This window comes from Bacillus sp. AP8 (assembly GCF_000321185.1).
Taxonomy (GTDB): Bacteria; Bacillota; Bacilli; order Bacillales; family DSM-1321; genus Bacillus_AD; species Bacillus_AD massilioanorexius.
The window spans coordinates 332,399-357,259 of the sequence record NZ_CAPG01000027.1; the positions used below are offsets into that span (position 1 = coordinate 332,399).

General features: G+C 31.0%; 28 protein-coding genes and 1 riboswitch. Of the genes, 24 read left to right on the forward strand and 4 right to left on the reverse strand.

Features of this window, described 5'->3' with window-relative positions; all coding sequences use genetic code 11:
- The first annotated feature begins 5 nt into the window (after positions 1–5).
- The 7 genes from galE (at position 6) to BN349_RS06375 (ending at position 6,444) form a co-directional block, all read left to right on the forward strand.
- A complete protein-coding gene (galE, locus tag BN349_RS06345; protein ID WP_019241445.1) occupies positions 6–986 on the forward strand; it encodes a UDP-glucose 4-epimerase GalE in 981 nt (326 codons plus the stop codon).
- 99 nt (positions 987–1,085) lie between these two features.
- Positions 1,086–1,925 (forward strand): GNAT family N-acetyltransferase, encoded by an 840-nt coding sequence (locus BN349_RS25825; protein ID WP_019241446.1) that lies wholly within the window; start codon positions 1,086–1,088, stop codon positions 1,923–1,925.
- Between the two features lie 29 nt (positions 1,926–1,954).
- Positions 1,955–2,953: a GNAT family N-acetyltransferase gene (locus BN349_RS23480; RefSeq protein WP_034293685.1), complete on the forward strand. Its 999-nt coding sequence runs from the start codon at positions 1,955–1,957 to the stop codon at positions 2,951–2,953.
- Between the two features lie 233 nt (positions 2,954–3,186).
- Entirely contained in the window at positions 3,187–4,479 is a 1,293-nt protein-coding gene (locus BN349_RS06365) for an O-antigen translocase (RefSeq protein ID WP_019241449.1), read from the forward strand.
- Between the two features lie 14 nt (positions 4,480–4,493).
- Entirely contained in the window at positions 4,494–4,817 is a 324-nt protein-coding gene (locus BN349_RS23485) for a hypothetical protein (protein ID WP_034293688.1), read from the forward strand.
- 5 nt (positions 4,818–4,822) lie between these two features.
- Entirely contained in the window at positions 4,823–5,554 is a 732-nt protein-coding gene (locus BN349_RS23490; RefSeq protein ID WP_034293691.1) for a glycosyltransferase, read from the forward strand.
- 224 nt (positions 5,555–5,778) lie between these two features.
- A complete protein-coding gene (locus BN349_RS06375; RefSeq protein WP_019241450.1) occupies positions 5,779–6,444 on the forward strand; it encodes an acetyltransferase in 666 nt (221 codons plus the stop codon).
- A gap of 222 nt (positions 6,445–6,666) precedes the next feature.
- Here the strand turns inward: BN349_RS06375 and BN349_RS23495 are convergent, their stop codons facing one another.
- Positions 6,667–7,020: an SGNH/GDSL hydrolase family protein gene (locus tag BN349_RS23495; protein WP_019241451.1), complete on the reverse strand. Its 354-nt coding sequence runs from the start codon at positions 7,018–7,020 to the stop codon at positions 6,667–6,669.
- Between the two features lie 376 nt (positions 7,021–7,396).
- On the opposite strand from BN349_RS23495, the gene BN349_RS24795 reads away from it, so the two are divergent.
- The 5 genes from BN349_RS24795 (at position 7,397) to BN349_RS06415 (ending at position 10,262) form a co-directional block, all read left to right on the forward strand.
- Positions 7,397–7,720, forward strand: a complete 324-nt coding sequence (locus tag BN349_RS24795; RefSeq protein WP_019241453.1) for a hypothetical protein — start codon at positions 7,397–7,399, stop codon at positions 7,718–7,720.
- 595 nt (positions 7,721–8,315) lie between these two features.
- The gene (locus tag BN349_RS25830) at positions 8,316–8,456 is read left to right on the forward strand and encodes a hypothetical protein (RefSeq protein WP_019241454.1); all 141 of its coding nucleotides are present in this window, start codon (positions 8,316–8,318) and stop codon (positions 8,454–8,456) included.
- Between the two features lie 481 nt (positions 8,457–8,937).
- The gene (locus BN349_RS06405) at positions 8,938–9,300 is read left to right on the forward strand and encodes a hypothetical protein (protein ID WP_019241456.1); all 363 of its coding nucleotides are present in this window, start codon (positions 8,938–8,940) and stop codon (positions 9,298–9,300) included.
- Positions 9,301–9,631: 331 nt separating this feature from the next.
- A complete protein-coding gene (locus tag BN349_RS25835; protein ID WP_019241457.1) occupies positions 9,632–9,775 on the forward strand; it encodes a hypothetical protein in 144 nt (47 codons plus the stop codon).
- Positions 9,762–10,262, forward strand: coding sequence for a VanZ family protein (locus BN349_RS06415; RefSeq protein ID WP_148335302.1), 501 nt, complete (start codon positions 9,762–9,764; stop codon positions 10,260–10,262). The genes BN349_RS25835 and BN349_RS06415 overlap by 14 nt, the downstream gene beginning before the upstream one ends.
- A gap of 926 nt (positions 10,263–11,188) precedes the next feature.
- Here the strand turns inward: BN349_RS06415 and tagU are convergent.
- Both tagU and BN349_RS06430 read right to left on the reverse strand, forming a co-directional pair.
- Positions 11,189–12,124, reverse strand: coding sequence for a polyisoprenyl-teichoic acid--peptidoglycan teichoic acid transferase TagU (tagU, locus tag BN349_RS06425; RefSeq protein WP_019241460.1), 936 nt, complete (start codon positions 12,122–12,124; stop codon positions 11,189–11,191).
- Positions 12,125–12,329: 205 nt separating this feature from the next.
- Positions 12,330–14,273 (reverse strand): AMP-binding protein, encoded by a 1,944-nt coding sequence (locus BN349_RS06430; protein ID WP_019241461.1) that lies wholly within the window; start codon positions 14,271–14,273, stop codon positions 12,330–12,332.
- Between the two features lie 236 nt (positions 14,274–14,509).
- On the opposite strand from BN349_RS06430, the gene BN349_RS06435 reads away from it, so the two are divergent.
- The 10 genes from BN349_RS06435 to BN349_RS06480 all read left to right on the forward strand — a co-directional run bounded on the left by BN349_RS06435 (position 14,510) and on the right by BN349_RS06480 (position 22,410).
- The gene (locus BN349_RS06435; protein ID WP_019241462.1) at positions 14,510–15,391 is read left to right on the forward strand and encodes a helix-turn-helix domain-containing protein; all 882 of its coding nucleotides are present in this window, start codon (positions 14,510–14,512) and stop codon (positions 15,389–15,391) included.
- A gap of 138 nt (positions 15,392–15,529) precedes the next feature.
- Entirely contained in the window at positions 15,530–15,658 is a 129-nt protein-coding gene (locus BN349_RS26610; protein ID WP_019241463.1) for a hypothetical protein, read from the forward strand.
- A gap of 345 nt (positions 15,659–16,003) precedes the next feature.
- Positions 16,004–16,180 (forward strand): hypothetical protein, encoded by a 177-nt coding sequence (locus BN349_RS25840; RefSeq protein ID WP_019241464.1) that lies wholly within the window; start codon positions 16,004–16,006, stop codon positions 16,178–16,180.
- A gap of 758 nt (positions 16,181–16,938) precedes the next feature.
- On the forward strand, positions 16,939–17,322 hold the full coding sequence (gene nrdI, locus BN349_RS06450) for a class Ib ribonucleoside-diphosphate reductase assembly flavoprotein NrdI (protein ID WP_019241465.1): 384 nt from the start codon (positions 16,939–16,941) through the stop codon (positions 17,320–17,322).
- Positions 17,288–19,387: a class 1b ribonucleoside-diphosphate reductase subunit alpha gene (gene nrdE, locus BN349_RS06455; RefSeq protein ID WP_019241466.1), complete on the forward strand. Its 2,100-nt coding sequence runs from the start codon at positions 17,288–17,290 to the stop codon at positions 19,385–19,387. The genes nrdI and nrdE overlap by 35 nt, the downstream gene beginning before the upstream one ends.
- Before the next feature lie 18 nt (positions 19,388–19,405).
- Positions 19,406–20,380 carry a class 1b ribonucleoside-diphosphate reductase subunit beta gene (gene nrdF, locus BN349_RS06460; RefSeq protein ID WP_019241467.1) on the forward strand — a complete coding sequence of 325 codons (975 nt, stop codon included), beginning with the start codon at positions 19,406–19,408 and terminating at the stop codon, positions 20,378–20,380.
- A 23-nt stretch (positions 20,381–20,403) separates the two neighbouring features.
- Positions 20,404–20,838, forward strand: a complete 435-nt coding sequence (locus tag BN349_RS06465; RefSeq protein WP_019241468.1) for a dUTP diphosphatase — start codon at positions 20,404–20,406, stop codon at positions 20,836–20,838.
- A 318-nt stretch (positions 20,839–21,156) separates the two neighbouring features.
- Positions 21,157–21,453 (forward strand): hypothetical protein, encoded by a 297-nt coding sequence (locus BN349_RS06470; protein ID WP_019241469.1) that lies wholly within the window; start codon positions 21,157–21,159, stop codon positions 21,451–21,453.
- 126 nt (positions 21,454–21,579) lie between these two features.
- On the forward strand, positions 21,580–22,017 hold the full coding sequence (locus BN349_RS06475; RefSeq protein ID WP_019241470.1) for a hypothetical protein: 438 nt from the start codon (positions 21,580–21,582) through the stop codon (positions 22,015–22,017).
- A 165-nt stretch (positions 22,018–22,182) separates the two neighbouring features.
- Positions 22,183–22,410 carry a hypothetical protein gene (locus BN349_RS06480; protein ID WP_019241471.1) on the forward strand — a complete coding sequence of 76 codons (228 nt, stop codon included), beginning with the start codon at positions 22,183–22,185 and terminating at the stop codon, positions 22,408–22,410.
- Between the two features lie 107 nt (positions 22,411–22,517).
- Here BN349_RS06480 and BN349_RS06485 read toward each other — a convergent pair whose 3' ends face one another.
- Positions 22,518–22,712 (reverse strand): hypothetical protein, encoded by a 195-nt coding sequence (locus BN349_RS06485; RefSeq protein WP_019241472.1) that lies wholly within the window; start codon positions 22,710–22,712, stop codon positions 22,518–22,520.
- A 311-nt stretch (positions 22,713–23,023) separates the two neighbouring features.
- On the opposite strand from BN349_RS06485, the gene BN349_RS06490 reads away from it, so the two are divergent.
- On the forward strand, positions 23,024–23,476 hold the full coding sequence (locus tag BN349_RS06490; protein ID WP_019241473.1) for a guanosine-3',5'-bis(diphosphate) 3'-pyrophosphohydrolase: 453 nt from the start codon (positions 23,024–23,026) through the stop codon (positions 23,474–23,476).
- A gap of 129 nt (positions 23,477–23,605) precedes the next feature.
- Positions 23,606–23,690: riboswitch (cyclic di-GMP riboswitch) on the forward strand.
- 96 nt (positions 23,691–23,786) lie between these two features.
- Positions 23,787–24,761: a sensor domain-containing diguanylate cyclase gene (locus tag BN349_RS06495; RefSeq protein ID WP_019241474.1), complete on the forward strand. Its 975-nt coding sequence runs from the start codon at positions 23,787–23,789 to the stop codon at positions 24,759–24,761.
- Positions 24,762–24,861 lie beyond the last annotated feature (100 nt).

Genomic DNA, 24,861 nt, shown 5'->3' on the forward strand with positions numbered 1-24,861 from the left:
AAAATATGATTCTTGTTGTTGGTGGAGCTGGATATATTGGGAGCCATACAGTAAAGAAATTGGTAGAAAAAATGGATGTGATTGTACTAGATAATTTGTCTACTGGTAACAGATGGGCTGTAAATGAAAGAGCTATATTCTATGAAGGTGATATGGGAAATGAAGAAGATTTAGAATATATTTTTAAAACATATCATGTAGATGCAGTTATACATTTTGCAGCAAATAGTTTAGTTGGGGAATCAGTAGTTGATCCACTAAAATACTATCGTAATAATGTTTCATCTACTATAACTCTTTTACATACTATGCTGAAGAATAATGTTAAAAATATCATATTTTCGTCTACGGCAGCAGCTTATGGGATACCAGATGATGAAGTGTTGACTGAAGAAACAATGGCTAATCCTATTAATAGTTACGGACGTTCAAAACATATGATTGAGCAGATTATGGAGGACTTTTCAAATGCATATGGACTACGATATGTGGTTTTTCGGTATTTTAATGCAGCGGGAGCAGATTTTTCTTCCAAAATAGGAGAAAATCATGATCCAGAGACACATTTAATTCCAATAGTATTACAACATCTGCTAGGAGAAAGGGAAAACATATTTGTTTTTGGTACGGATTATGATACAACAGATGGCACATGTATTCGAGATTATATACATGTGAATGATCTTGCTCAAGCTCATATTATGGCTTTAGAAGCAGTGCTAAGCGGAAAGGTACAGTCGAAAATATACAATTTAGGAAATGGAACGGGCTATTCCGTCAATGAAATCATTCGAACCTGTGAAGAAGTAACAGGACGTAAAGCAAATATTGTTTATACAGATCGCCGGGTTGGAGACCCAGCTCGGCTTATTGCATCATCTGAAAAAATTTATAGTGATCTTGGTTGGAGGGCAGAGGTAAACTTATTTAAAATCATTGAAAGCGCATGGAAATGGCATCAAAGAAGTTTAACATTAAAAGAATAAGGACCAGTTTTATGATTCGAATTTTATTTATCCAATAAGACATGTCTTTCTATCTTAATAGTAATATTTATAAATTTATATAAAACTGGGTGTGAAAAGATGATAATCGATTTAAAGAAAAGTGTAGAGAAAGAGTTTGAAAGATTGAGCGATGAATGTGGAACACTCGAATCACTAGAAATATTTAATAATGCCCCTTTTGAAATCAAGCGAGTTTACTATATTGATAATTTTAAAATGAAGCTAGCAAGAGGCTTTTATGCTCATAAACACTTGCAGCAAATACTAATATGTGTTCGTGGATCATGTGAAGTAATACTGAATGATGGTAAGGAAAAGCGAAGGTATCAATTAAATAACCACCATAAAGATCTCTATATTGATAAATTAATATGGTTTGAAATGCATGATTTTTCTGATGATTGTGTACTCATGATGTTGGCAAGTGAAGATTTTGTTGAAGAGGATTATATTAGAAATTATGATGATTTTGTTTATGAAACTGTAAATATTTCATTTGTTCCATATGATTCTATTTTTTTGCAATTATCAAAGAAATGGCTAAGTGATGCGGAAATCAAAGGATTAACTATGACACCAGATTTTGATGATGAAATCCAGATAAAATGGTTTAATTCTCTTCAAGATAGAGACGACTATTATATTAGAGGGATCCAGTATAAATTAGAAGAAATAGGTGCGTTGGGTATAAAAAATATTCATGATAAGTGTGGAGAGTTATGGTGTTACATTGGAGAAAAACAGTATTGGGGGAAAGGATTAGCATACTATATAGTAGATCATGCTATTCGAACCGCAAGGATGCTAGAATTAGATTATTTGTATTTGAAAATAGATGTGAATAATAAAATGTCATATAGAGCAGCAAAAAAAATAATTTTAAAACATTGTTCGAGGATAATCAAAAAATTTATATGATTCGATATATTTGTTAGAGTTCTAGGAGGATGAAAGTGAACGATTTCGAAAAAATTTCAATTAAGGAATTTGAAGAGGGAGACAAGGGAGAGTGGGATGAATTTATTGATTGTTCAAAAAATGGTACATTTATCCATAAAATCGATTATCTTCACTACCATTTAGATAGATTTAAAGATTGTTCACTAATAGTCAAAAAGAAAAATCGAGTAGTTGCATTAATGCCAGGGAATATAGAAGGTTCCACATTTTATACTCATAAAGGATTAACTTATGCTGGGTTACTCATATTACCAGAAACTAAAATTGGTGAAGTAATTATGTGTTTTAATATGATTAATCACTATTTAAAAGAAAAAAAACAAATACGTAAAGTGATTTATCGATCCATTCCTTATATTTATTCGAGTATTCCTTCTCAAGAAGATGAATATGTGCTTTTTTTACTTGAAGCAAAATTGATAAGTAGTGGATTGTCATCGGTTATTTGTAAGGATGAAAGAATTCCCTTCACTTCTTTAAGAAAGAGAGGGATCAAGAAAGCCAAAAGAAATGAATTAGAAATAAGAACTGATAGTTGTTATGAAGATTTTTGGAGGGTTCTAACAGAAAACTTGAACAAAAAGCACAATACTAACCCTATTCATACTTTATCAGAAATACAAAAGTTAAATAGTCTCTTCAAGGAAAATATTCAGCTTTTTAGTGTGTATTATAAGAATGAATGTATTGCTGGTGTTGTAATGTATATTAGTAAAAATGTAGCCCATGTTCAATATATTTCAGCAAGTGATAAGGGAAAACAAATGTCTGCTTTGGACTATTTATTTAATTATTTAATAAATCAAGTTTTTATAAATAAAATGTATTTTGATTTTGGTACGTCTGTAGAGAATAATGGATTTAATTTAAATGAAGGTCTTGTTTTCCAAAAACAAGGGTTCGGAGCACGGTGTGTCTTATATCAACAATTTGAATATGATGTAAATAGAACTTTAGTCCTTTCAAAAGAAGTACAAAAGATATAACTTCATTTTCAAATATGCAGGATGCAGAATAATGAAAAAGTGGATGGAGCTACTTGATTTAGAGGTAGAAGCTTTTGAATTGATTTCGCCAAAGTATGTCAGAATTAACAGCTATACTTCAAATGTGTAAAGCCATAGTCAAGTATTAAGTATTGAAATTTCATCTATTCAGTCTGGCAGAAATGATAGGATATTCATCAAAGCTATTAATGAGATCAGGTAGGTATTAGAGTATGAATTTCATTAAAACGAGTGTTTTCTCAAGTATTTCCACTATTATTAAGTTAGCGTCGGGGTTGGTGATAAACAAGATCATCGCTGTATATATTGGTCCAGCAGGTATTGCTTTAATCGGACAGTTTCAAAATTTTTTGGATGTTATTTTAACAATTGGAAACGGTGCAATTAATTCTGGAGTAACAAAGTATGTAGCAGAATATCATGAAACAGATGAAAAAAAGCGAAATGATGTAATAAGTGCATCGTTCATTATGACAGCTATTTTTTCATTAGTAATAGGTGCAACCACATATTTTGGTAGCGCTTTTTTTTCTGTTTGGATTTTAAAGTCAGAAGAATATACAATTTTATTCAAACTTTTAGGTATAAGCTTATCATTTATATGTTTTAATACAATTCTTCTATCAATTATAAACGGTTTGAAAAAAATAAAACTGTTTATCATTATTAACATATCTAGTAGTTTGCTCTCTCTCGTCGTTACATCGGTGTTGACGATTAAATATACAATGGTTGGAGCGCTATTAGCAATGATAATCGTTCAAGCAATTATTTTACTGATTACTTTACCTATATCAATAAAAAAGTTAGATTTTACATTTACATTTAATGAATGGGTAGATAAGAGTCATTATAAAAAATTACTTAGTTTCTCCTTAATGGCGATTGTATCCATCATTTCAGTATCTGTTACACAAATGATGATTAGAAATCATTTAATTAATCAACTATCTATTAAAGAAGCGGGATATTGGCAATCTGTTTGGAAAATTTCAACGATGTATTTACTAGTTCTAACGACAGCATTTTCAACATATTATTTGCCAAAGCTTTCAGAATTACAGAATCCAATGGAAATACGAAAAGAGATATTATCTGGATATAAAGTGATCTTACCGTTTGTTTTAGTATCTGCGACATTCATTTATCTTTGTAGAGATTTAATCATTACTATATTGTTTTCACCTGATTTTATTGAGATGAGAAAGTTATTTTTATTTCAGTTAATTGGGGATGTTTTAAAAATGGCGAGTTGGACTTTATCCTTTTTAATGATAGCGAAAGCGATGACGAAAACATTCATTATTACTGAAGTAGTATTTGCACTATCTTTTTATGGAATAACGATTTGGCTGACCCACTTAAATGGGTTGGTTGGTGTGACACAAGCATATGCGTTGAACTATTTTGCCTATTTTATACTAATGATTGTTATATTTTTTAAAATGTTATTTATCAAAGGAAATCAAAAATATGCAAAACAAGATCAATCTTTAGGCGTTTAAATGAGGTGATAGTATTGAGTAAAATTCTTCTATTGGGAGAGTACAGTGGGGTCCATCAGAATTTAAAAGAAGGGTTAAAAGAGTTAGGTCATGATGTAGTAGTGGCATCAGATGGTGATGAGCAAATAAGAATTAATAGCGATATCGATTTATCACTACAATCAAAATATAACATAACAAAATTATATGAATTAAAAAAAAATTATCGAATTTTGAAGGCTATGATCTTGTACAATTTATTAACCCGTACATCACTCATAAATTTGGCGTGTTTTTCTATGATTCCATTTTTAAAAATAATAGAAAAGTTTATTGTTTGTCAGCTGGTGACGATGTAGAAATAATGAAATTTGTTCTATCTGGAAAAATGCATAGATACACACCTCATGATGATTATTTAAAGGGTGAACTAAAAAGAAAACCCGCATACACAAGCAGACTGGATACTTTTCTTCAAAATAAATTTATGAGTAAAATCGATGGAATTATTCCGATTATGTGGGAATATGCTGAAAGCTATAGGAACAGTAAATTTGCAAATAAATTGAATAGCACTATACCATTACCTATTAATACAAAAAAAATACAATATGAAAAAAATGTTTTGAAGAACAAAATCGTCTTTTATCATGCATCCAGGAGATCAAAGTATAAAGGTTCTGACATAATAGTTGAAGCAATGAATATATTTCAAAATAAGTATCCTAATGATGTTGAAATGATATATGCGGACTTTCTACCTTTAAATGAGTACTTAGAAGTCATATCTAAGACGAATGTCGTAATAGACCAATGCAGATCATATACTTATGGGATGAATGCCATTTATTCAATGGCTAAAGGAAAGATCGTCATGAGTGGATCAGAACCTGAAGCTCTAGAAGAATTAGAAGTAACAAGTTGTCCAGTGATAAACATTACTCCAAATGTTCAACAAATGATAAGCCAATTTGAAAGAATTTTAGAAAGTAAACAACAAATTGAAGAACTTAGTCAAGATTCCAGAAGATTTATAGAGGAAAAACATGATTATATTATGATTGCCAATAGATATATGGAAAGTTGGCAATTATAGTTTGTTTAATTACTTCATATAAAAGTGTTTAATTATATCTATATTAGATATAAAGAATATAGACATAATTGAATGCGGTTATAAAGAATATAGAAGAAAATTAATCTTCTTATTGGACAAGTAAGAGTTTGATAATGTTTCTTTAATAATCATAACGCTCATAGCTAATTTTTTGTAATAATTGTCGATAATAATTTTCAACCTAAATCTAAGGAGAAGTAAATATGGAAAAATTAATCATTATTGGCTTAGGAAAGACTGCAGAATTAGCTCATTATTATTTCACCAATGATTCAGATTATGAAGTTGTAGGTTTCACTGTCGATGCAAAATATATGAACTCTAATGAATTTTGTGGTCTTCCAGTTTATGATTTTTCAATCATTGAAGATTATTTTTCTGTTGATGAAGTCTATATGTTTGCTGCTATTACTTACACAGAAATGAATCAGTTAAGAGAGCGTAAAATTAAAGAAGCAAGGGAAAAAGGATATCGATTAGCAAGCTATATAAGTACTAAAGCTATAATTTTTAATAACGTAAAGATAGGCGAACATAGTTTTATCCTCGAAAACAATACAATTCAGCCTTTTGTGGAAATTGGCGAAAATAATATTTTGTGGAGTGGAAACCATATTGGTCATCATACAAAAATAGGAAACAATAATTTTATTACTTCACATGTTGTCATCAGTGGAAATGTTGTTGTTAAAGATAATTGTTTTATTGGTGTTAACTCAGCAATTAGGGATGGTATATTCATAGAGAATCAAACTTTAATTGGTGCAGGAATTTTTATTAATAGAAGTACAAATCAAAATGAAGTTTATAAGGCAAATTATGCAAAGGTTTCTGAAAAAACAAGTAATCAACTAAAAATTTCAATATAGTATTAGAGAAAATGATTGATAGGTGGATGTGAATTAGAAAAGTGAATGATCCTGATATTGTTCATTTTTCATGACTAAGTAAATAGGGAAAATTATACACAGATAACATCTTTTTAGAAATGTTGAAGTTTACCTCCGGCGCCATGTCTCTTTCTTCAAGGGGCGCTGCACCGGAGGTTTTTTTGTTGTTTAAGAAATTGTGAAAAAACAACCTTGTGGAGATTACTTGCTAATGAAATATTTTTCTACATAGTTTGTCCATATATTATAGCCCATTTGATTTGAATCATTAAAATCCTCCTTATATACTTCTTTCATTTCTTTCGTACCTTGCGCTGGCCACTCACTCCAATAATCAAGATAAGGAATGTTTTGTTCTTGTGCAAAGTTTTTTAAATCTTCTACTTCCTTCGGATATTTAACAGCTTTATACATCGGTGGTGGAGGCTGAATGACAAACGAAATATTGGGATTTGCCCTTGTTACATCATCTATAATTGTTTTTATGTTGTCTAGTGAACGTTTTACATCCGGTAAACCATTGTCTTTCTTAGTGAAAGGTTCAAAAAGAATCAAATCGGCATTACTGTCTATAAAAATCTTTTTGCTTATTATTTTCAACAAATTTTGTTGAAGTTAAATCATAGGTTAAAGCAGAAATTTCAACGGTATTCCCATATGATTGACGTATGATATATTTCACTTAGTCTCTCTTCTAGGCTAAAGGAATTATTATTTGACGATAATGAACTCATAACTAAAATCTTAAATGATTCATTTTTTCTATACGCTCTGCAAAGACTTTCTGACTAGATTTTGGCCAGTCTTTCGTGAATTCAACCATATTTACTGTATTTGACGACTTTTTTGTATGTACAACTGCAAATTGATTTGAACCATTATTTACAATTTTTGTTTTTTCTTTGAAGGATATATTACCTAATAATGAAAAATGACGAATAATCATGCACGTGTTAATCTACATATACCGGGACCTGGTGTAGGGGGACATTGTCATGCGGTCAATCCATTTTTTATTGCTATGAAATCAACTAAAACAGCACAATTAATTAATTTATCTCGTACTATTAATACTTCTATGCCAAATTATGTAGTAGAAAATGTGAATAAACTGATGGAGCAAGTGAAGGGTAAAATCATAACTACTTACAAAGGTAATGTGGATGACATTCGTGAAAGTCTAGCGATGGAGATTTATGAGATATTACAGGATCAAACTCATTACGAAGTAAGATCTTATCATCCAAACGATTAGATTGGGTAATACGTGACATGAAAGAAGCATTGAATCAATCTGACTTACTTTTGGTTCTATTGGCCATAATGAATTTAAGGTTTTAAAACAATCTAGTTTAGATTATATGAATCATAAGAAAATTTTTGACACAAAAAATGTGGTTAATGTGGTTCCGAAAGAAGTAGATTATATGTACTAAGGGAATTTATATGAGTATATTAGTGAAAGTGTGTTATCAATAAAATAATCGTTAAGTATCATTAGAAAATTTTTTCCTCGGTTATAGGTATGAATAATCTGTACCAAAGATGAAAATATATATGAGAGTAAAAGGCCCAAATAATCAAAAGCCATATGAAGCTACAAAGACTAGAAGAGGCAATAACGCGTAAAATGGACATATTATTAGGGGCTAGTACTCAGGGATAGATTTTAATATCCGCGAATTATCCAAATTTGTGAATATTTAGATGAAAATGATATGATAGTGATGTCATAAATGAAAGGTTTTAAATAGGAATAGCAGTTTCACTACTTAGTATTTTATAAATAATAGAAATATAAATAGTCGAGATTTATTAGAAAAATGATATGGTTGGTCAGAGGTGAAAGCTTGAAATTTATCAATATGCAGCAAATTATTCATGATTCTAGTTTAATTATGGCAATCATTGCAATTAATATGACGATAATCGGTTTAACTTCACTATCAGAGTTTAAGAAGATTTTAGGGATTGATTATGGAAGCTTTTAAATTAACGGTTTAGAATATTTTTGAAGATGAAGATTTATCATTTATTAGTTGGATTTGCCATAGTTAATGTAAGCTCTTTATTTTTCTTGTTTGTAGATAATCCTGTATTCAGGTTAATCAATTTTATACTCTTAGTTTCCAGTTTGATTTTTGCTATCTATTATTTTTTTTCATTCATTATTGTAGAAAATATATTAGTAAAAAAACAAATATTTCAGACAGAATTAGAAGGCTTGTATATTGAGAGTAATAATATTAAACACCAAGAAGCGGATATACTAATAGGCATGAATAGCGGCTCTAGTCAGCCTAAATGCATTTCAAGAGACATTTGGTTCAGAATCACTGCTCAACGATTATTCCAAAAAACGTTATAGAAGATATCAAAAAATGAATGTAAAACCATATATTTATAGTGAAAGTAAGTAAGCACTTAGCGTATATCTCCTTTTAACTTTTTCAATTTTTTATAAATAACGAATTGTATGATAACCAAGTAAAAGCTGTTGAAAAATATTTGTATCAACAAATACTATTGTTAATATATGATGATAATAAGGATAAGTTATTTAGGCAATATGCAATCGATTGGATTGTTGAAATAATTGAAAAAGATGTTTATCAAGGAACATTAACGAACCACGATTTCCTAGATCTCTTATTAGACACATCGTTACAACTGAATGATCAAACTATTAAGAAGGCTTTCACAATGTCCTTATCAGACTATTATAAAATAACGGTAGAATCAGAAATTTCCAACTCTCTAAAACTAGAAGAAATCAAAAAAACGATTCGTGAAAACGAAAATGACAAAGAAAAAATATACAGCATTAAACCATAAGAATTATGGGGGTAATGATCCATTGTCTTATCGATATCGTATTATTCTAAGTTATATTTAGAAATTTGGCTTTTTTCTATTAAACGTAATATTGAAGCAATCAGATGATTCGATTTAGGAACCACTTCTTCAACATGTAATCTCGTGTTTTTGAAAAATTTATATAAATTGTAGTGTAGGTTGTGAAGAGTGATAGAAATTCAATGAAATAAACCAGCTTTTTATAATAGAAGAAATTATATCTGCTATTAGATGAACGATTTTGTTACATATGAATAAATTACCTGATAGTTTTTTATTGTTTGACTAAAACAAAGGTAAGGATTATAACATGAAAGATCGTAAAGAATTATTTATTGAGATATTAAAAGATTTCTATAGTATGGAAGGAGATAGAAATATAACAACAGAACAACTCATGAGTGAACTGAAGGAAAGATTAAAGAAAGTAGTGACTAGTGGTGAAAAAGACTAGAATTGGGTATATTGTTGGAGCAGTATTGATGATGCTTGTCATTTTTTATTCCTCCTCTCAAACCTATGGAGAACAAGATATGAGGTCTGAGTTAGGGATGATTTTTGAACATCCTTTTTGGGAGAACATTTTTTCACCAATCTCCTTTACTTATGTTGGTAGTGAGATTAGTGTAGCTGCACTTGGTGTTTCTGGCTTTGTTGAATTTTTTGTTAGGAAGTTTGCTCATTTGTTTGTATACTTTTGTCTAGCTTTCTTTATAACAGGCATTATGCGGTACTTTATTAAAGAGAAAAAGAAATATATTCTCTTTTCATTGTTGTTTGTTGTACTATATGCCATTTTGGATGAGGTCCATCAGTATTATACTGGAGATCGAACGCCATTGTGGCAGGATGTGGTGATTGATAGTATTGGTGGCTTCATTGGGATTGTTTTTTTTTCTCTTCTGCGTAAGTATAAGGTTCACAAGAGTAAATCAATATAGGTTCGATTAATTCATTTATAATTTGTATAAACTTATGGTCACATTCTACTTACGTTAATAGTAGAATGTGATTTTTTTATTCTCCTCAATATATAAAAGTCATGCTATGTCAAAGACAAATTAATCTCCCTCTGCAATTAAAGTATTCTTCTACTTTTAAGTTAAAGGTTAGTACTTAAATCATATCAATTCCTTGAATATATTTCTAAATAGTAGTTATTAGAAAACAACTTTTTTAATGATGGGTTGATCATAGAGAATCAATAAGTTTTTAGCAGTGACTAGAAACTCTAGTAATAAAAGGACTATCAAAGGGTAGCTATACAATTACTCAAACGATAGACAATGTTGAAAGTGATAAATTTATTGTTCCAATTGAGGAAGAATATACTTTAAATGATATTAAAAAATCAATTGTTAATTCATTTAATAATGCTAATGTTATGGCGGAATTAGATGAACAAAAAATATCGTTCTTAGTAAGAAAAATGAGGGGGCAGTTGGTAGCATTGAATTTGATACGGGAGCGATGTTAATTTTATCATTTTCTAATATAGTAGATTATAATAAATTTTATGAACAAATAGGTGTTTTAACATAATGAACGCCACTGCACTTACTGCAGTATTGAATGAAAATTATGATGACGTAAAAGCAAATATAAGGGATGGACGTCTGATTATAAATGGTCAATATAATAATCAACACTTTAACTTTGATATAATATTCAAATGATTTCTTTCTGTAATTGAAATAGTTTAATCCGTTTAGAGGCTGGCCAAATGAACTTGTATATTTGGCCAGCTTTATTTATTTATAGACTAATATGTAGATATGGTTTCTTACAAATATATAAACTAAAGGATATGTATTAATCAATTCAAAATATAAAAGAAACCGCTAGAATACATGCGGTTTCTTTCTCATTAAGAAATTTCCAAATGTTCCTTCAAAACGCCTTGAATGTGTTCTTTCTCTTCATCAGGTACCAAGTAGTAATAAATCCCGTCAATCTTTGTACCTTCACCCTCAATGGTCATTTCTTCGATACTACCGCTAGCTGCACGGTAATTATTCTGAATATCCATCATTTCATCGAAAGTAAGATTTGTTTGGATATTACTTCCTAATGCATTGAAAATAGCTCTATAATTGGTTAAAGATGATACGCTCGCACCTTCGGCAATAATACCTTCGATAATTTGACGTTGTCTTCCTTGACGACCAAAATCTCCATTTGGATCGTTATATCTCATTCGCGTATAGCTGAGAGCTTCCGTTCCATTTAAATTAATTTCACCTTTTGTAAAATGATGGCCATCTTGTGTGAAATCTAAATCATTTTGTACGGTAATGCCATCTACAGCATCCACAATGTCTTTAAAGCCTTCCATATTGATTTTCACATAATAATCAATCGGAATGTCTAAGAAGTTTTCTACTGTATCCATTGCCATCTCTGGTCCGCCAAAAGCATAAGCATGGTTAATCTTATCTGTTGTATTATGTCCGATAATTTCAGTACGTGTATCTCGAGGAATACTAAGCATTTTTACATTTTTTGTGGTAGGATTCACGGTTAAAACAATCATTGTATCCGATCGACCTTTATCGCCATCTCGCTCGTCAATGCCTAACATAAGAACAGAGAAAGGTTCTTTCTTGGTTAATGCTAAATTTTCTGTTCTTTTTTCCGTTTTTCGATCAATCGGTGTGTGCATCGTTTCAACAGATTTTGTTAGTGAATGGTAAATTGAAAAAGCATAACCTCCACCAGCTACAAGTAGTAATAGAAATAAAATACCTATTACTTTTAGCCATGTTTTACTCTTTTTCTTTATTTTTTTTGATTTTTTTTCCATTCGTATTATATCGTCCTCTCGTTTTGTATAATACTTCAAATTCTATTATATAAAAAAACTAGTATATGCACAGAAAAAAAGTATGTTTTAAGTGTGGTGAAATAAAAAAATAAAGAATTTTGTCTAAATATTGAATATGATTGAGATTTTAGTCGTTCGAAATTAAACGGCATTTTTTGGAACTTTTGTTAAGATGTACGATAGTTTAAGATTTCTTGCGAATACCTTCAATATCTTTAACAGCTTCTCGATTCTCTAAAGCAGATAAATCTCCTATAGAGGTGTGTAAATAGGCAGCTTTAATCACTCTTCTCATCACTTTGCCGTTTCGTGTCTTAGGGAGCTGATTGACGAAATGAATCGCTTCAGGCTTCAATGCTTTACCTAGTGAAGCAGCTACAAGATTAAGCAATTCTTCTGCAAATTGTTCACAAGGGTTGTTGTTGTTTAAAACGACAAAACAGACTGCACATTCGCCTTTAACGGGATGAGGAACACCAATACTAGCACATTCGATCACATTTGGATGAGAAATGATTGCCGATTCAATTTCTGCTGGCCCGATTCGTTTTCCGGCGATATTCAAAATGTCGTCAGAACGGCCTGTAATGGTCCAAAAGCCATCAGAATCTTTGATGACCCAATCTCCATGAACCCATGTATGAGGATAGACGTTCCAATAAGCGCTTTCATAACGGTCAAGTTCTTTCCAAAATCCAGCTGTCATTCCTACCCATGGTTTCGTTATGACTAATTCGCCCACTTGGTTTTCAACTGAGCTTCCACTAGAGTCGTATACATCAACACTCATTCCTGGAATAGGAGAGTTAAATGTAATAGGGGAAATCGGCTTTAAAAGAACGTTTCCAAGAATGCCACCAGAAATTTCGGTACCACCTGAATAGTTGAATATCGGAATCTTTTCTTTACATACGTGCTTAAATAACCACAGCCATGGGTCTGGGTTCCATGGTTCACCAGTTGATCCAATGGCTTTTAAGGAGGATAAATCATATTGATCAATAAAAGTTGGATGATTGGTCATTATTGATCGGACAAATGTCGGTGATATACCTAGATGTGTAACTCGGTGCTGGCTACATATTTGCCATATTCGATCTGTTGTTGGATAGTCAGGTACGCCTTCAAATAATAGAATGCTAGCTCCATTTAAAAGTCCTCCGAATACGAGGAAGGGGCCCATCATCCATCCCATATCGCTATACCAAAAGAAAACATCTTCTTTATCAACGTTCATACATATTCCGGCATCAAAAGCGGCTTTAATAGGGAAGCCACTATGGGTATGAATGGCACCTTTTGGTTTTCCTGTTGTGCCTGATGTATAAATAAGCATGAGAGGATCATCGCTGTTTGTTTGGACGGTTTCGATTGCTTGATTGTAGGTTAGAAGAGAATGAAAGTCGATGTCACGCTGATCATTCCAAGGGGTGGGCTCTGAGGTGTGATTGACGACAATGACCTTTTGAATGGTTGAACATTGGAGTAAGGCAGCATCTACTTCTTTTTTCATCTCAATTCGTTTACCACGGCGATAATAGCCATCCGCTGTAAGTAAGTACTTTGAGCTAGATGCGTTCAATCGAGTTGCAATGGCATCCGCACCGTAGCCGGAAAACACAGGAGAAAAAATGACGCCAATTTTCGCTAGAGCTAACATGGAAATGACTGTTTCAGGTATCATGGGCATGTATATAGTAGCAACATCACCTTGTTTCATTCCATTTTTTAGAAATCCTACTGCGGCAGCATGAACTTCTTTTTGTAGAGATAGATACGTATAGGTTTTGCTCTTTCCATTATCACTCTCCCATATTAATGCGTTATTATTTTGTGTATGTATATCTGTAGCCCATTTTTCTAATGCATTTTCAACTACGTTCATCTTCCCATTTAAAAACCATTTAGGGTATTTCCAGTCTTCTGAAGTTTGTAATACTTCGTCATATGGATGTAGCCATTTGATATCTATAGATTTAACTGCGTTATCCCAAAACCAGGCAACATCCTCGATCGATTTTTGATAAAAGGTATCATAGTCTTTATAACCAAGATTCATCATCATTTTATATAACCTTGTATTTTTGGATTCTTCCTCATTTGGAAACCAAACTGGCTTATTCTTCATTGAAATCTCCTTTCTATTAAATGCTCTATTAATATTGTAATTATAGCATAAAATATGGATAAATTTTGAAGTTTTATGGTAATGTATAAGTAGATTCATTTTGGCAAAAAAGAAAAGGTTATGTAAAATTAACTAAAAAATCTGAAAAATGTAACTAATTGCTCATGACAATCCATAAACACAATCATGTATTCTATAATAATGAATCTAATGAGTATGTGAGGGGAAGAGTATATTTGGAAAAACAACAATTAGGTAAAATAATTAAAGAATTAAGGCAACAGCTTGGACTGTCACAAGCTGAATTGGCAGAAGGGATTTGCTCCCAAGCCCAAATTAGCAAGCTTGAAACAGGTGATGAATATCCATATAGCAATACGCTATATGAAATATCAAAGAAACTAGGCGTAGATATGAATTATTTCTTTCATAAAATGGATTCACCTAATTTAGATTATGTTGAAGAAGTAAAGAATATCATTAGAAAATTCATACGCAATAGGGATTATGTTTCCATCTCCTACATTATAAAAAAAGAAAAAAGCAGTCAGCTTTTTCAAACGACGTTAAATAAACAGTTTCTTCTATGGCATGAAGCAATTTGTATTTATTATTTAGAAAATAATAAAGATTTAGCTATCCAGCTATTAAAAGAAGCTTTAGAATTAACCAAAATGAAGGACCAATTTTTGAAAGAAAATGAGATTGAAATTTATTTAAGTATGGCCGTTATTCACGATGATGAAAATAAGCTAGACAATGCATTAGACATCTATTATGAGGCTTTGAATAAGATCAATCAGCTCCCTCAAAGAAAAAATTATAAGTTGAAACTTCGTGTGTTTTATGGATTATCAAGAGTGTTAGTACAAATGGAACGTTTTGAAGAAGGTTTGGAGTACGCTAGAAAAGGTGTTAGCTTATGCTTGAATAAGGAAACGCTTTATTTATTAGGAGAGCATTTATTTATGGTCGGTTATTGTTTATCGAAGTTAGACAAAAAACAAGATTCTACACCATACTTCAAAGACTCTATACATATTTTTAATTTGGAGAAAAAAATCCAAATGTCTGACTTAGTAAAAGAAGAAATGAAAGAGCAACAAGTTAAAATATAACTATCATTATATGATTATATGCAAAACGAAGAATACGAGAGAATATCGTATTAAAATATCGAAATTTGCTCGTTTTTGAAGAAAATATGATATTTTGTTTTATTGTATGATATAGAAAATGGAAAGGAGAGATGAAGAATGAAGAAAGTTATTGCCCAAGTATGTGTTGCAGCTGCATTATTTGGTTTTGCGTTTGCAGGAGGAGTAGTTCCTCAAGGCGGCGGAAGTCCAATTATGCCAACTGACTTATTACCGACACAACATTAATCTAAACCAAACTACATAAGAAAACTACTTCAAGAGTAATCATTTTTCCATTCATTATACATGTTCTACCTTAATCTACCATCTTTTAAACCAAAGAGTTTAATCTTTGGTTTTTTTTTAGCTCTTATTAACTGAATTCCGTGAATTTTGAAATTAGTTCCGAAACGACTGTAAAATCTACGCTAATCTAGCGAAAAGTGAGATTCTGAGCGTTAATTAATAAAATACTATTTTGTATAAAAGTTTTTTGAGTATTACTAGATTTGTAAAAATATTAATAAATTAGGTTTAACAAGGTAATCACTTGGGTAAATGAAATATGTGTTCAATAAGGAGGACAAGAAGATGAGAAATAATCCATATTTATTAACGTATTCAAAAGATGGTGTTTCATATTTCAAATGGTTTGCAACAGAAATGGAAATGGATCAGTTTATCGATAACAATGAAGGAATCGAAGTTAATGAGGGCATACATATAAAGGATTCTGAAACAATAAGAGGTTTTAGAAGAAAGGCGTAACATATAGGTTTCCAAAAAGCAGTGCTTATTTTTCGTGAAGCACTGCTTTTTACTGTCTGATTATGATTAAGACATAAAGTATTGTTGAAATTTATGAGATGATATTCAACTTTCGAGGAATGTGGTTCAACTTTCTGGATATATCGTTCAATTTTCAATCAAATTGATTCAACTTTAGGTAGTTTTGGTTCAACTTCCTAACTTAAAGCGTTTTAGACCAGGAATAGAATAGTCGTAAACGAACAAGCAAAGCCTAATTTAGGATCTGTTTGTTTTAGGTAATAATAAGTTCCTATAGTAGTAATTTATGAGGTTCAATTTTCTAGTAAAACAGTTTAACTTCCACCCAATTTGATTCATCTTTTACTAGTTTTGCTTCAACTTTTTGATTTTCAGACATTTAGCCATGTCTATATATCGCTATAAACAAAAAAACGACAAAATATGAATAGGTATTGTGTAAGAAAGAATAGAGTTGGCTAGGCTTCATGTACGATAATCAATGATTTGTCGAATTTTATAGAAAAATACCACAAACACAAGTTATAGTATTATAATCTTGATTATTGATACTATATGTAGTAGTATTTTGATTTGAAGAGAATTATTCAAGTTTTCGATAATACATATATCATAATGCTAGATACCTAGGAAGTAAAGCTTAGATGATTCTGAATACATATTTTATTATGAGATTTTGCTATAATGGAAAATGTGTGTCGAATTGAATTTGAAGTTGAGGTGTGAATGGAAATACTATGTTAATTGTATATGATAGTTTAACAGGTAATGTAAAACGTTTTATTCAAAAAGTAGAATCCAAAGCTCAAAAAATTACGGAGGGCCTGATTGTGAAGGAGCCTTTTATTCTTGTTACGTATACAGTAGGATTTGGTGAAGTTCCAAAGAGTACGATCGATTTTTTATCGAATAATTACCCTTTCCTACAAGGGGTTGCGACAAGTGGTAATAGAGTATGGGGAGCCAATTTTGGTAAAGCGGGTGAGCGAATTTCCAATAAATATCTAGTGCCTCTTCTTTTAAAATTCGAATTAAGTGGAACAAAACAAGATATTGAGGTTTTTAAACAGGGGGTTGCACAGTTAGATGAAAGAACAAATTCCGAAATGGTTAAAGCTTAACAACGAAATAATGATTAAAAAAGATGGTGTTTTTCAATTTGAGAAAGACAGAGAAGCTGCTCACAGTTATTTTGTAGATAACATTAATCAAAACACGGTCTTTTTTCATGATTTAAAAGAAAAATTAGACTATCTAATTAAGAATGATTACTATGAGGAAGAGTTTCTAAATAAATACTCTTATGAGCAAATAAAAGAAATATATGATATCGCTTATGAAAGAAAATTTCGTTTTTCTTCATATATGTCAGCTTTCAAGTTTTATAATGACTATGCTTTAAAAACAAATGATAAAGCGAAAATTCTTGAGAGATACGAAGATCGTATTGCGATTGTGGCTTTATATCTAGCTGATGGCGATTTTGAAAAAGCAAAAAAATTAACAAAGATGTTAATTAACCAAGAGTTTCAGCCTGCTACCCCTACATTCCTTAATGCAGGGCGTAAAAGAAGAGGTGAGCTTGTAAGCTGCTTCCTTTTAGAGATGAATGATTCTTTGAATGATATTTCTATGGGTGAGAACATTGCAATGCAATTGTCAAAAGTAGGTGGAGGCGTTTCAACGAATTTATCAAAAATTCGTGCGAAGGGTGAGCCTATTAAAGATATTGAAAATGCAACAAAAGGTGTAGTTGGCGTTATGAAGCTGTTAGACCATGCATTCCGATATGCTGATCAAATGGGTCAACGTCAAGGCTCTGGAGCAGTTTATCTCAATATTTTTCATAAGGATATTAACGATTTTCTTGAAACGAAAAAGATATCTGCTGATGAAGATGTTCGTGTGAAAACTTTATCAATTGGAGTGGTTATACCGGATAAATTTATCGAGTTAGCAAGAGAAGATAAAGATATGTATGTGTTCTATCCTTATTCGGTTTATAAAGAATATGGACAGCATTTAGATGAATTAAATATAGATGACATGTACGATGAACTAGTGGATAATCCGAATGTTCGTAAGGATAAATTAAATCCAAGAAGATTATTGGAGAAAATTGCCGCGCTTCGATTTGAGTCTGGTTATCCGTACATTATGTTTAAAGATAATGTTAATCATGTTCATACAAATAACCATATTTCAGAAGTGAAATTTAGCAACTTATGTTCAGAAGTGTTACAGGCTTCTATTCCATCTAATTATACGGACTATGGTGAGGAAGATGATATTGGCTTAGATATTTCTTGTAATTTAGCATCTCTTAATATCGTAAATGTGATGGATAATAAAAGTATTAAAGAAACCGTTAAATTAAGTATTGATGCATTAACAATTGTATCGGAAAAAACGAGTATTAAAAATGCTCCAGCTGTACAAAAAGGGAATAAATTAATGAGAAGTGTTGGGCTAGGTGCTATGAATTTGCATGGATACTTAGCTAAAAATAAAATCAATTATGAAAGTGAGGAAGCAAGAGATTTTGCTAACACATTTTTCATGATGATGAATTATTATTCGATCGAGCGATCTATGGAAATTGCGAAAGAAACTGGTATCAAATATTATCGATTTGAAGAGTCAACATATGCAACGGGCGAGTACTTTAATCAATACTTGCGGGAAGATTTTTCACCAAAATCCGATAAAGTGAAATCTTTGTTTGAAGGAATGGATATACCAACTATTGAAGATTGGTGTAAGCTAAAGGACAATGTTATGAAATACGGCTTAACGAATAGTTACCGTCTCTGCATTGCACCTACTGGCTCTATTTCGTATGTTCAATCAGCTACAGCATCCGTTATGCCAATTATGGAACGTATTGAAGAGAGAACGTACGGTAACTCTAAGACCTATTATCCAATGCCGTATTTAAGCAGAGAAAACTGGTTCTTTTTCAAAGAGGCATATGATATGGATATGTTTAGAGTAGTTGATATGATTGCTACTATTCAGCGCCACGTCGATCAAGGAATTTCTTTCACTCTTTTCTTAAAAGATACGATGACAACAAGAGATTTAAATAAGATTGACCTATATGCTCACCATAAAGGAATTAAAACATTATATTACGCTAGAACGAAGGATACAGGTCAAGAAGGATGTCTGTCTTGTACGATTTAAGGAAGGGGAAACTGGATAATGAGCAAAGTTTTTGATGCAGCCAATTGGTCAAAGCATGATGATAATTTTACACAAATGTTTTACAATCAAAATACGAAACAGTTTTGGCTACCAGAGGAGATCAGTTTAAATGGAGATTTACTTACTTGGAAATTTTTAAATGATCAAGAAAAAGATACGTATAAAAAAGTGTTAGCGGGGTTAACACTTTTAGACACTGAGCAAGGTAATACTGGAATGCCAAGAATTGCAGAGAGAGTAGAAGGTCATCAACGAAAAGCAGTTCTCAATTTTATGGCTATGATGGAAAACGCCGTACACGCGAAATCATATTCAAATATATTTCTAACTCTTGCTTCTACAGAGGAAATTAATGATGTGTTTGAATGGGTAAAAGAAAATAAATATTTACAAAATAAAGCAAAGATGATTGTCGGTATTTACGATCAAATTAAAGAAGATGATTCAATAAGCTTATATAAAGCTATGGTTGCTTCCGTTTATTTAGAAAGCTTTCTTTTTTATAGTGGTTTTTATTATCCTTTATATTTTTATGGTCAAGGGAAGCTTATGCAAGCTGGAGAAATCATCAACTTAATCATTCGTGATGAAGCCATTCATGGTGTATACATTGGTTTATTAGCACAAGAAATTTATAATAATCAAGATGAACAAACAAAGGTAGAATTGAAGAAATTTGCTCTTGATTTACTTCATCAATTGTATGAGAATGAAATGCTGTACACAGCTGATGTTTACGACCAGGTTAACTTAACATCAGATGTTAAGAAATTTGTTCGCTACAATGCAAATAAGGCACTTCAAAATTTAGGATTTGAGCCGGAATTTGAAGAGGAAGATGTAAATCCAATTGTGTTAAATGGTCTTGATACGAAAACGAAATCACACGATTTCTTCTCCATGAAAGGTAATGGTTATAAAAAAGCTTTAGTTGAGCATGTGAAGGACGAAGATTTCTATTTTGATAAGTAAAATAGTTAGGAGCAAAGAAGAACGTGACAAAACAAATTAAAGTAAAGTATTTCGACAAAGAAATAGAAAAAATCAATAAAATTGCCATTGGAGATTGGATTGATTTACGTGCTGCTGCTACTGTGGAATTAAAGCAATTCGATTTTCATTTAATTCCTCTTGGTGTTGGAATGAAGTTACCTGCTGGATATGAGGCAAATGTTGTACCTCGTTCTAGCACATTTAAGAATTTTGGGATTTTACAAACGAACTCATATGCAGTCATTGATGAATCATACTGTGGCAATGACGATCAATGGTTCTTCCCTGCATTAGCCATGCGAGATACAGTAATACAAAAAGGTGATCGTATTTGCCAATTCCGAATTAATAAAAAAATGGAAACAGTAGAAATACTAGAAGTGGAAGAATTAGATCGTGTAAGCAGAGGCGGATTAGGTTCAACAGGAACAAAATAAATGATGAATCAAAGAGGGTGTCCAAAAGTAATAGGCGGTGGACACCCTCTTACATTTTACATTCCATGAAAGAAAGCAAAGCACAGGAATTTCTGTTTTTGGTAGAAAGTAAGAAAATATCTACATAAAAGGTTGTTTCAAAAGTGATAAAACTCACATTTGAAACAACCTTTTATATTTTTAAAAAAACAAGATAAATATTTTGAATTTTTTGTTAACGGGGAGTATAATAAAAAACAATACATTTTACACTATATTTGTTAAAATTAAACAATTTTAAAGTGATGAAATGTAAAATGAATCTATGAGGTGATATGTATGAACGTAATACTTTCTCCGTCTGTTGATCTCATTGTAGTTGGTCTGATGTCAGTCATTTTTCTATTGGCATTAATAAAGGATCAACGAATCCTTTCAATTATCATTTCAAGATTATTTCTGGTAGTAGGTTGTGTAATATTTGTGGAATATTTTTTTGTTGGTAGCTGGAGTAATATAAATGTTCTCGAATCGGGAAGTCTATTTTTTGAATGTGGTTTACTATCATTCATCATTAGTAGTTTTGTTATTTATAAACGACAAGCAAGACACTTATTTCATTCCGAAAATCACTAATTGAGTGAACATCAGGGGTATCTAAAATTTTTAGGTGCCCTTTTTATATGTGATTTTAGAAGTGAAACGAATTAACATGTAAATCGTATAACATATAGAATGCAAAACGCTAGTGGAGGGATAAATGTGAAAAAGCTTGTTTGTGGTACTTTATTATTCTTACTACTTGCTGCTGGCTGTAGTTCAAATAATGATAATAAAAAGCTTACGTTTTCCGAGGTTAAATTAGAAGATACTGATGAAGATATTCAGTCATTTGTAAATGCTTCTACAGATAAAAATGGTATCTATTTGTATCAAGATAAAGGAAAAAGACTTTTTGTTTTCTTTAACGGAAAGAACCAGGAAGTAGAGAATGAGGCTGTTTTCTATAAGAATTTCGATGTGAAAAGTGAAAAACAAACGATAAAATTATTTATTGAACAAGCTGCTACAACTAGTGATGAACAAAAGAATCTACAAAAACAGATGCTATATGAAGTGAAATTTAATAAAAAATACGATACCATTCTGCTTTTTAATAATGGTAAAAATGACTCGTTTACCACTGTGTCAGGTAGGTAATAGCAGGAATTAAGTTTTATTCAGCATAGAGTATAGAAATAACATAGCGATAAGTTTATAATTTATTTGGTATCAAAGTTTTTTATTAGACTATGAAACTATAAAAAAGGGTAGATAAAGAATAGTGTTATTACATATCGAGTATATGTAGAAGGAGGTATTATTATGATGATTGCATTAGTAGCAGTAGTACTGATTTTTTCCATCCCAATTATTGCGATTATAACTAGTCATTCTGAAAAACAAACCAAGCTTAAGCGTGATATATTAAAAGATGAATTAGAATTAGAAAGATTGAAACAAGAAAATTTCTTAATTGAAACAGAAAAGTTAAAATTAGAAATACAAAAAATGGAGACAGATTTAACGAAGGATAATCATAAAATCTTATAAAAGTGTGTGAATTTGCCATTAGGATTTTATTAATAAAAGAACACAACGATTTTGAAAAAAATCGTTGTGTTATCAAAAAGTTTCTGAAAGAATATCATGTATATTTTTTACACAAGCTCGTCTTTATTACATTTATAAGCATCCCACGCAAACATAATACTTAAAACCAATGAAAGAAAGGCAACAAATAAGGATTCTTTAATAGGTAAACCATATCTTATAACAAGAAACGAGATAAAACCAGTAATGCATAAGATTCCTAATACTAAGAAAAAGTTTTCTAAAGCCTTTGTTTTCTTCAAAAAACATCCCCCATTTATAAAAATTTCTTAACGACAGTTACGAGCAGAGTTTACAACTGAAGTTATCCCCGTAGAAATTTATTTTACTATAATATCACAAATTTAATATTTTTACTTGTCTGAAGTTTTAGATGAAAAAACGGTGTTTTATTATTAATAAAATATTCAAAATCTGATGAATGGTGATAGTTGTTTAGGTAACAAACTCTATATCTAAGCTTGAACTCACGCATGTTTCGTTTGTCCTTTTTATATCTATTCATGAGATGATACTTTTTTATTTTTGCAAACTAGTAATGGAGGAAGAAACGATGATTAGTGAAATTGATAGAGCTCTGCAACTAGCATTAGAGAATCATTTAGGGCAAAAAGACAAAGGAGGATCTCCAAATATTTTACATCCCATACGCATTATGCATAATGTTAATAGTAATGAAGAAAAAATTGTCGCTTTGCTGCATGATATTGTTGAGGACACAAATGTAACATTGGAGGATTTACATAATGAAGGATTTTCTAATTATGTTGTTCAAGCTGTTGATTGTTTAACAAAAAGAAAAGGAGAGAAGTATCAACTATACTTGCAAAGAGTTGCCAATAATCCAATTGCCCGAACTGTTAAGATGGAAGATATAAAAGATAATAGTAATTTATCAAGGATTCAAAATCCATCTGAGAAAGATTATGCAAAATTGGAAAAATATAAAAAGAGTTTAGCTTTTCTGCAAAAAAATAAATCTAGTTCACCTCCGATCGTAAAATGAGAATGTAAGAATATACAAATAGAATGCTGAGTAGATAAATTGACCCAAATTAGAATACATTTTATAATTTCATTACATGATCGTATTATGAAGAAATATCAAGTAAACATTGAATTTCATTACACTTATAGCAGATAAAGGCAAATTCATTGAAAGATGAAGACGCAAAACTATAGGGACTAAAGTCATTTGACAATGTCAGCCAGTTACCGAAGTTTATTTCGATTATAGACTAATTGGCAATGAATTAGTCTATTTTTTTATCATTTTTAACAACTAGAATTACTGAAATAAAGATAGGGGATATTAAATGTCATTTATACAAGTATTAATGATCCTATTTGTGATTATAATACTCATTCAAGTTTACAGTAACTATGTCAAATGGCAGCGAAGAAATATTTTTGGAGAAAACATATCACTTATGCAGTTTGCAAAAGATTCAAAAGATGTTATCTATTATTATGAAATAAAACCGAAACCAAGTTTTCGTTATATTAGTCCATCTTTAGAGAATTATTTGGGTAGCGGTGTGATTGAGGAAGCTTATAAAGAGCCCAAGTCCATATATAAGAGAATACATCCGGAGGATTATGATTGTCTTTGCAAAAAAGAAAATAGCAATTTTGATTTTAATCAATTATTAATTCAGCGTTGGAAAGATAATAATGGAGATTATCGTTGGTTTGAAGAACAAGCAACTCCAATCTATAAAAATAATGAATTAATCGCTGTAAAAGGGATTATGCGAAACATCGATGAAAAAATCATCATTCAACAAGAATTAGAATATAAAATTCATCATGATACATTAACGGATTTGTATAATAGAGAATTCTTTAATAGAACTTTTGAAAAGTATAATACAGACATCGATACCTCTATAGGTATTATTTTATGTGATCTGGATGAATTAAAAAACACAAATGACCATTACGGTCATGACCAAGGAGATGTCTTGATAAAGGAAGCGGCCAAGATTTTAAAAAGTTTTTCATCAGATGGTATTATACCAGCAAGATTAGGTGGAGATGAATTTATATTGTTGGTTACTGCTTCGAGTAGTGAAATGATTGCTGAATTGGCCAATCGGATCACTGAGAAACTAGAGATGTATAATGAAAATACTTGTTTATATAAGTTAAAGATGTCAATTGGATATGCATTTATTCCACATTCAAAGGGAAATATGTCGGAACTGTTTACTCAAGCCGATCAGAATATGTACAGAGATAAAATGAGCAATAAGCAGATGAAAGAATCTCATATTAAGAGCCTAATGTAACACTTTTTCCTTAAAACTGTGAAAAAAATGTAGGAATCGTGAGAGAATTATCAAAGGATATGAAATCATTTTGTAGTAATTCGGCCATTTCTTTTACATG

Excerpts from the sequence above, each read along its gene's own strand:
- BN349_RS06490 (WP_019241473.1), top strand. The coding sequence starts at position 23,024 with ATGATTAGTGAAATTGATAGAGCTCTGCAACTAGCATTAGAGAATCAT.
- BN349_RS24795 (WP_019241453.1), top strand. The coding sequence starts at position 7,397 with ATGACGAATAATCATGCACGTGTTAATCTACATATACCGGGACCTGGT.
- nrdE (WP_019241466.1), top strand. The coding sequence starts at position 17,288 with ATGAAAGAACAAATTCCGAAATGGTTAAAGCTTAACAACGAAATAATG.
- galE (WP_019241445.1), top strand. The coding sequence starts at position 6 with ATGATTCTTGTTGTTGGTGGAGCTGGATATATTGGGAGCCATACAGTA.
- BN349_RS25825 (WP_019241446.1), top strand. The coding sequence starts at position 1,086 with ATGATAATCGATTTAAAGAAAAGTGTAGAGAAAGAGTTTGAAAGATTG.
- BN349_RS06430 (WP_019241461.1), bottom strand. The coding sequence starts at position 14,273 with ATGAAGAATAAGCCAGTTTGGTTTCCAAATGAGGAAGAATCCAAAAAT.
- BN349_RS06365 (WP_019241449.1), top strand. The coding sequence starts at position 3,187 with ATGAATTTCATTAAAACGAGTGTTTTCTCAAGTATTTCCACTATTATT.
- BN349_RS06495 (WP_019241474.1), top strand. The coding sequence starts at position 23,787 with ATGTCATTTATACAAGTATTAATGATCCTATTTGTGATTATAATACTC.
- nrdF (WP_019241467.1), top strand. The coding sequence starts at position 19,406 with ATGAGCAAAGTTTTTGATGCAGCCAATTGGTCAAAGCATGATGATAAT.
- BN349_RS23480 (WP_034293685.1), top strand. The coding sequence starts at position 1,955 with ATGAAAGTGAACGATTTCGAAAAAATTTCAATTAAGGAATTTGAAGAG.
- BN349_RS06480 (WP_019241471.1), top strand. The coding sequence starts at position 22,183 with ATGATGATTGCATTAGTAGCAGTAGTACTGATTTTTTCCATCCCAATT.
- BN349_RS25840 (WP_019241464.1), top strand. The coding sequence starts at position 16,004 with ATGAGAAATAATCCATATTTATTAACGTATTCAAAAGATGGTGTTTCA.
- tagU (WP_019241460.1), bottom strand. The coding sequence starts at position 12,124 with ATGGAAAAAAAATCAAAAAAAATAAAGAAAAAGAGTAAAACATGGCTA.
- BN349_RS23490 (WP_034293691.1), top strand. The coding sequence starts at position 4,823 with ATGAAATTTGTTCTATCTGGAAAAATGCATAGATACACACCTCATGAT.
- BN349_RS26610 (WP_019241463.1), top strand. The coding sequence starts at position 15,530 with ATGAAGAAAGTTATTGCCCAAGTATGTGTTGCAGCTGCATTATTTGGT.
- BN349_RS25835 (WP_019241457.1), top strand. The coding sequence starts at position 9,632 with ATGAAAGATCGTAAAGAATTATTTATTGAGATATTAAAAGATTTCTAT.
- nrdI (WP_019241465.1), top strand. The coding sequence starts at position 16,939 with ATGTTAATTGTATATGATAGTTTAACAGGTAATGTAAAACGTTTTATT.
- BN349_RS06375 (WP_019241450.1), top strand. The coding sequence starts at position 5,779 with ATGGAAAAATTAATCATTATTGGCTTAGGAAAGACTGCAGAATTAGCT.
- BN349_RS06470 (WP_019241469.1), top strand. The coding sequence starts at position 21,157 with ATGAACGTAATACTTTCTCCGTCTGTTGATCTCATTGTAGTTGGTCTG.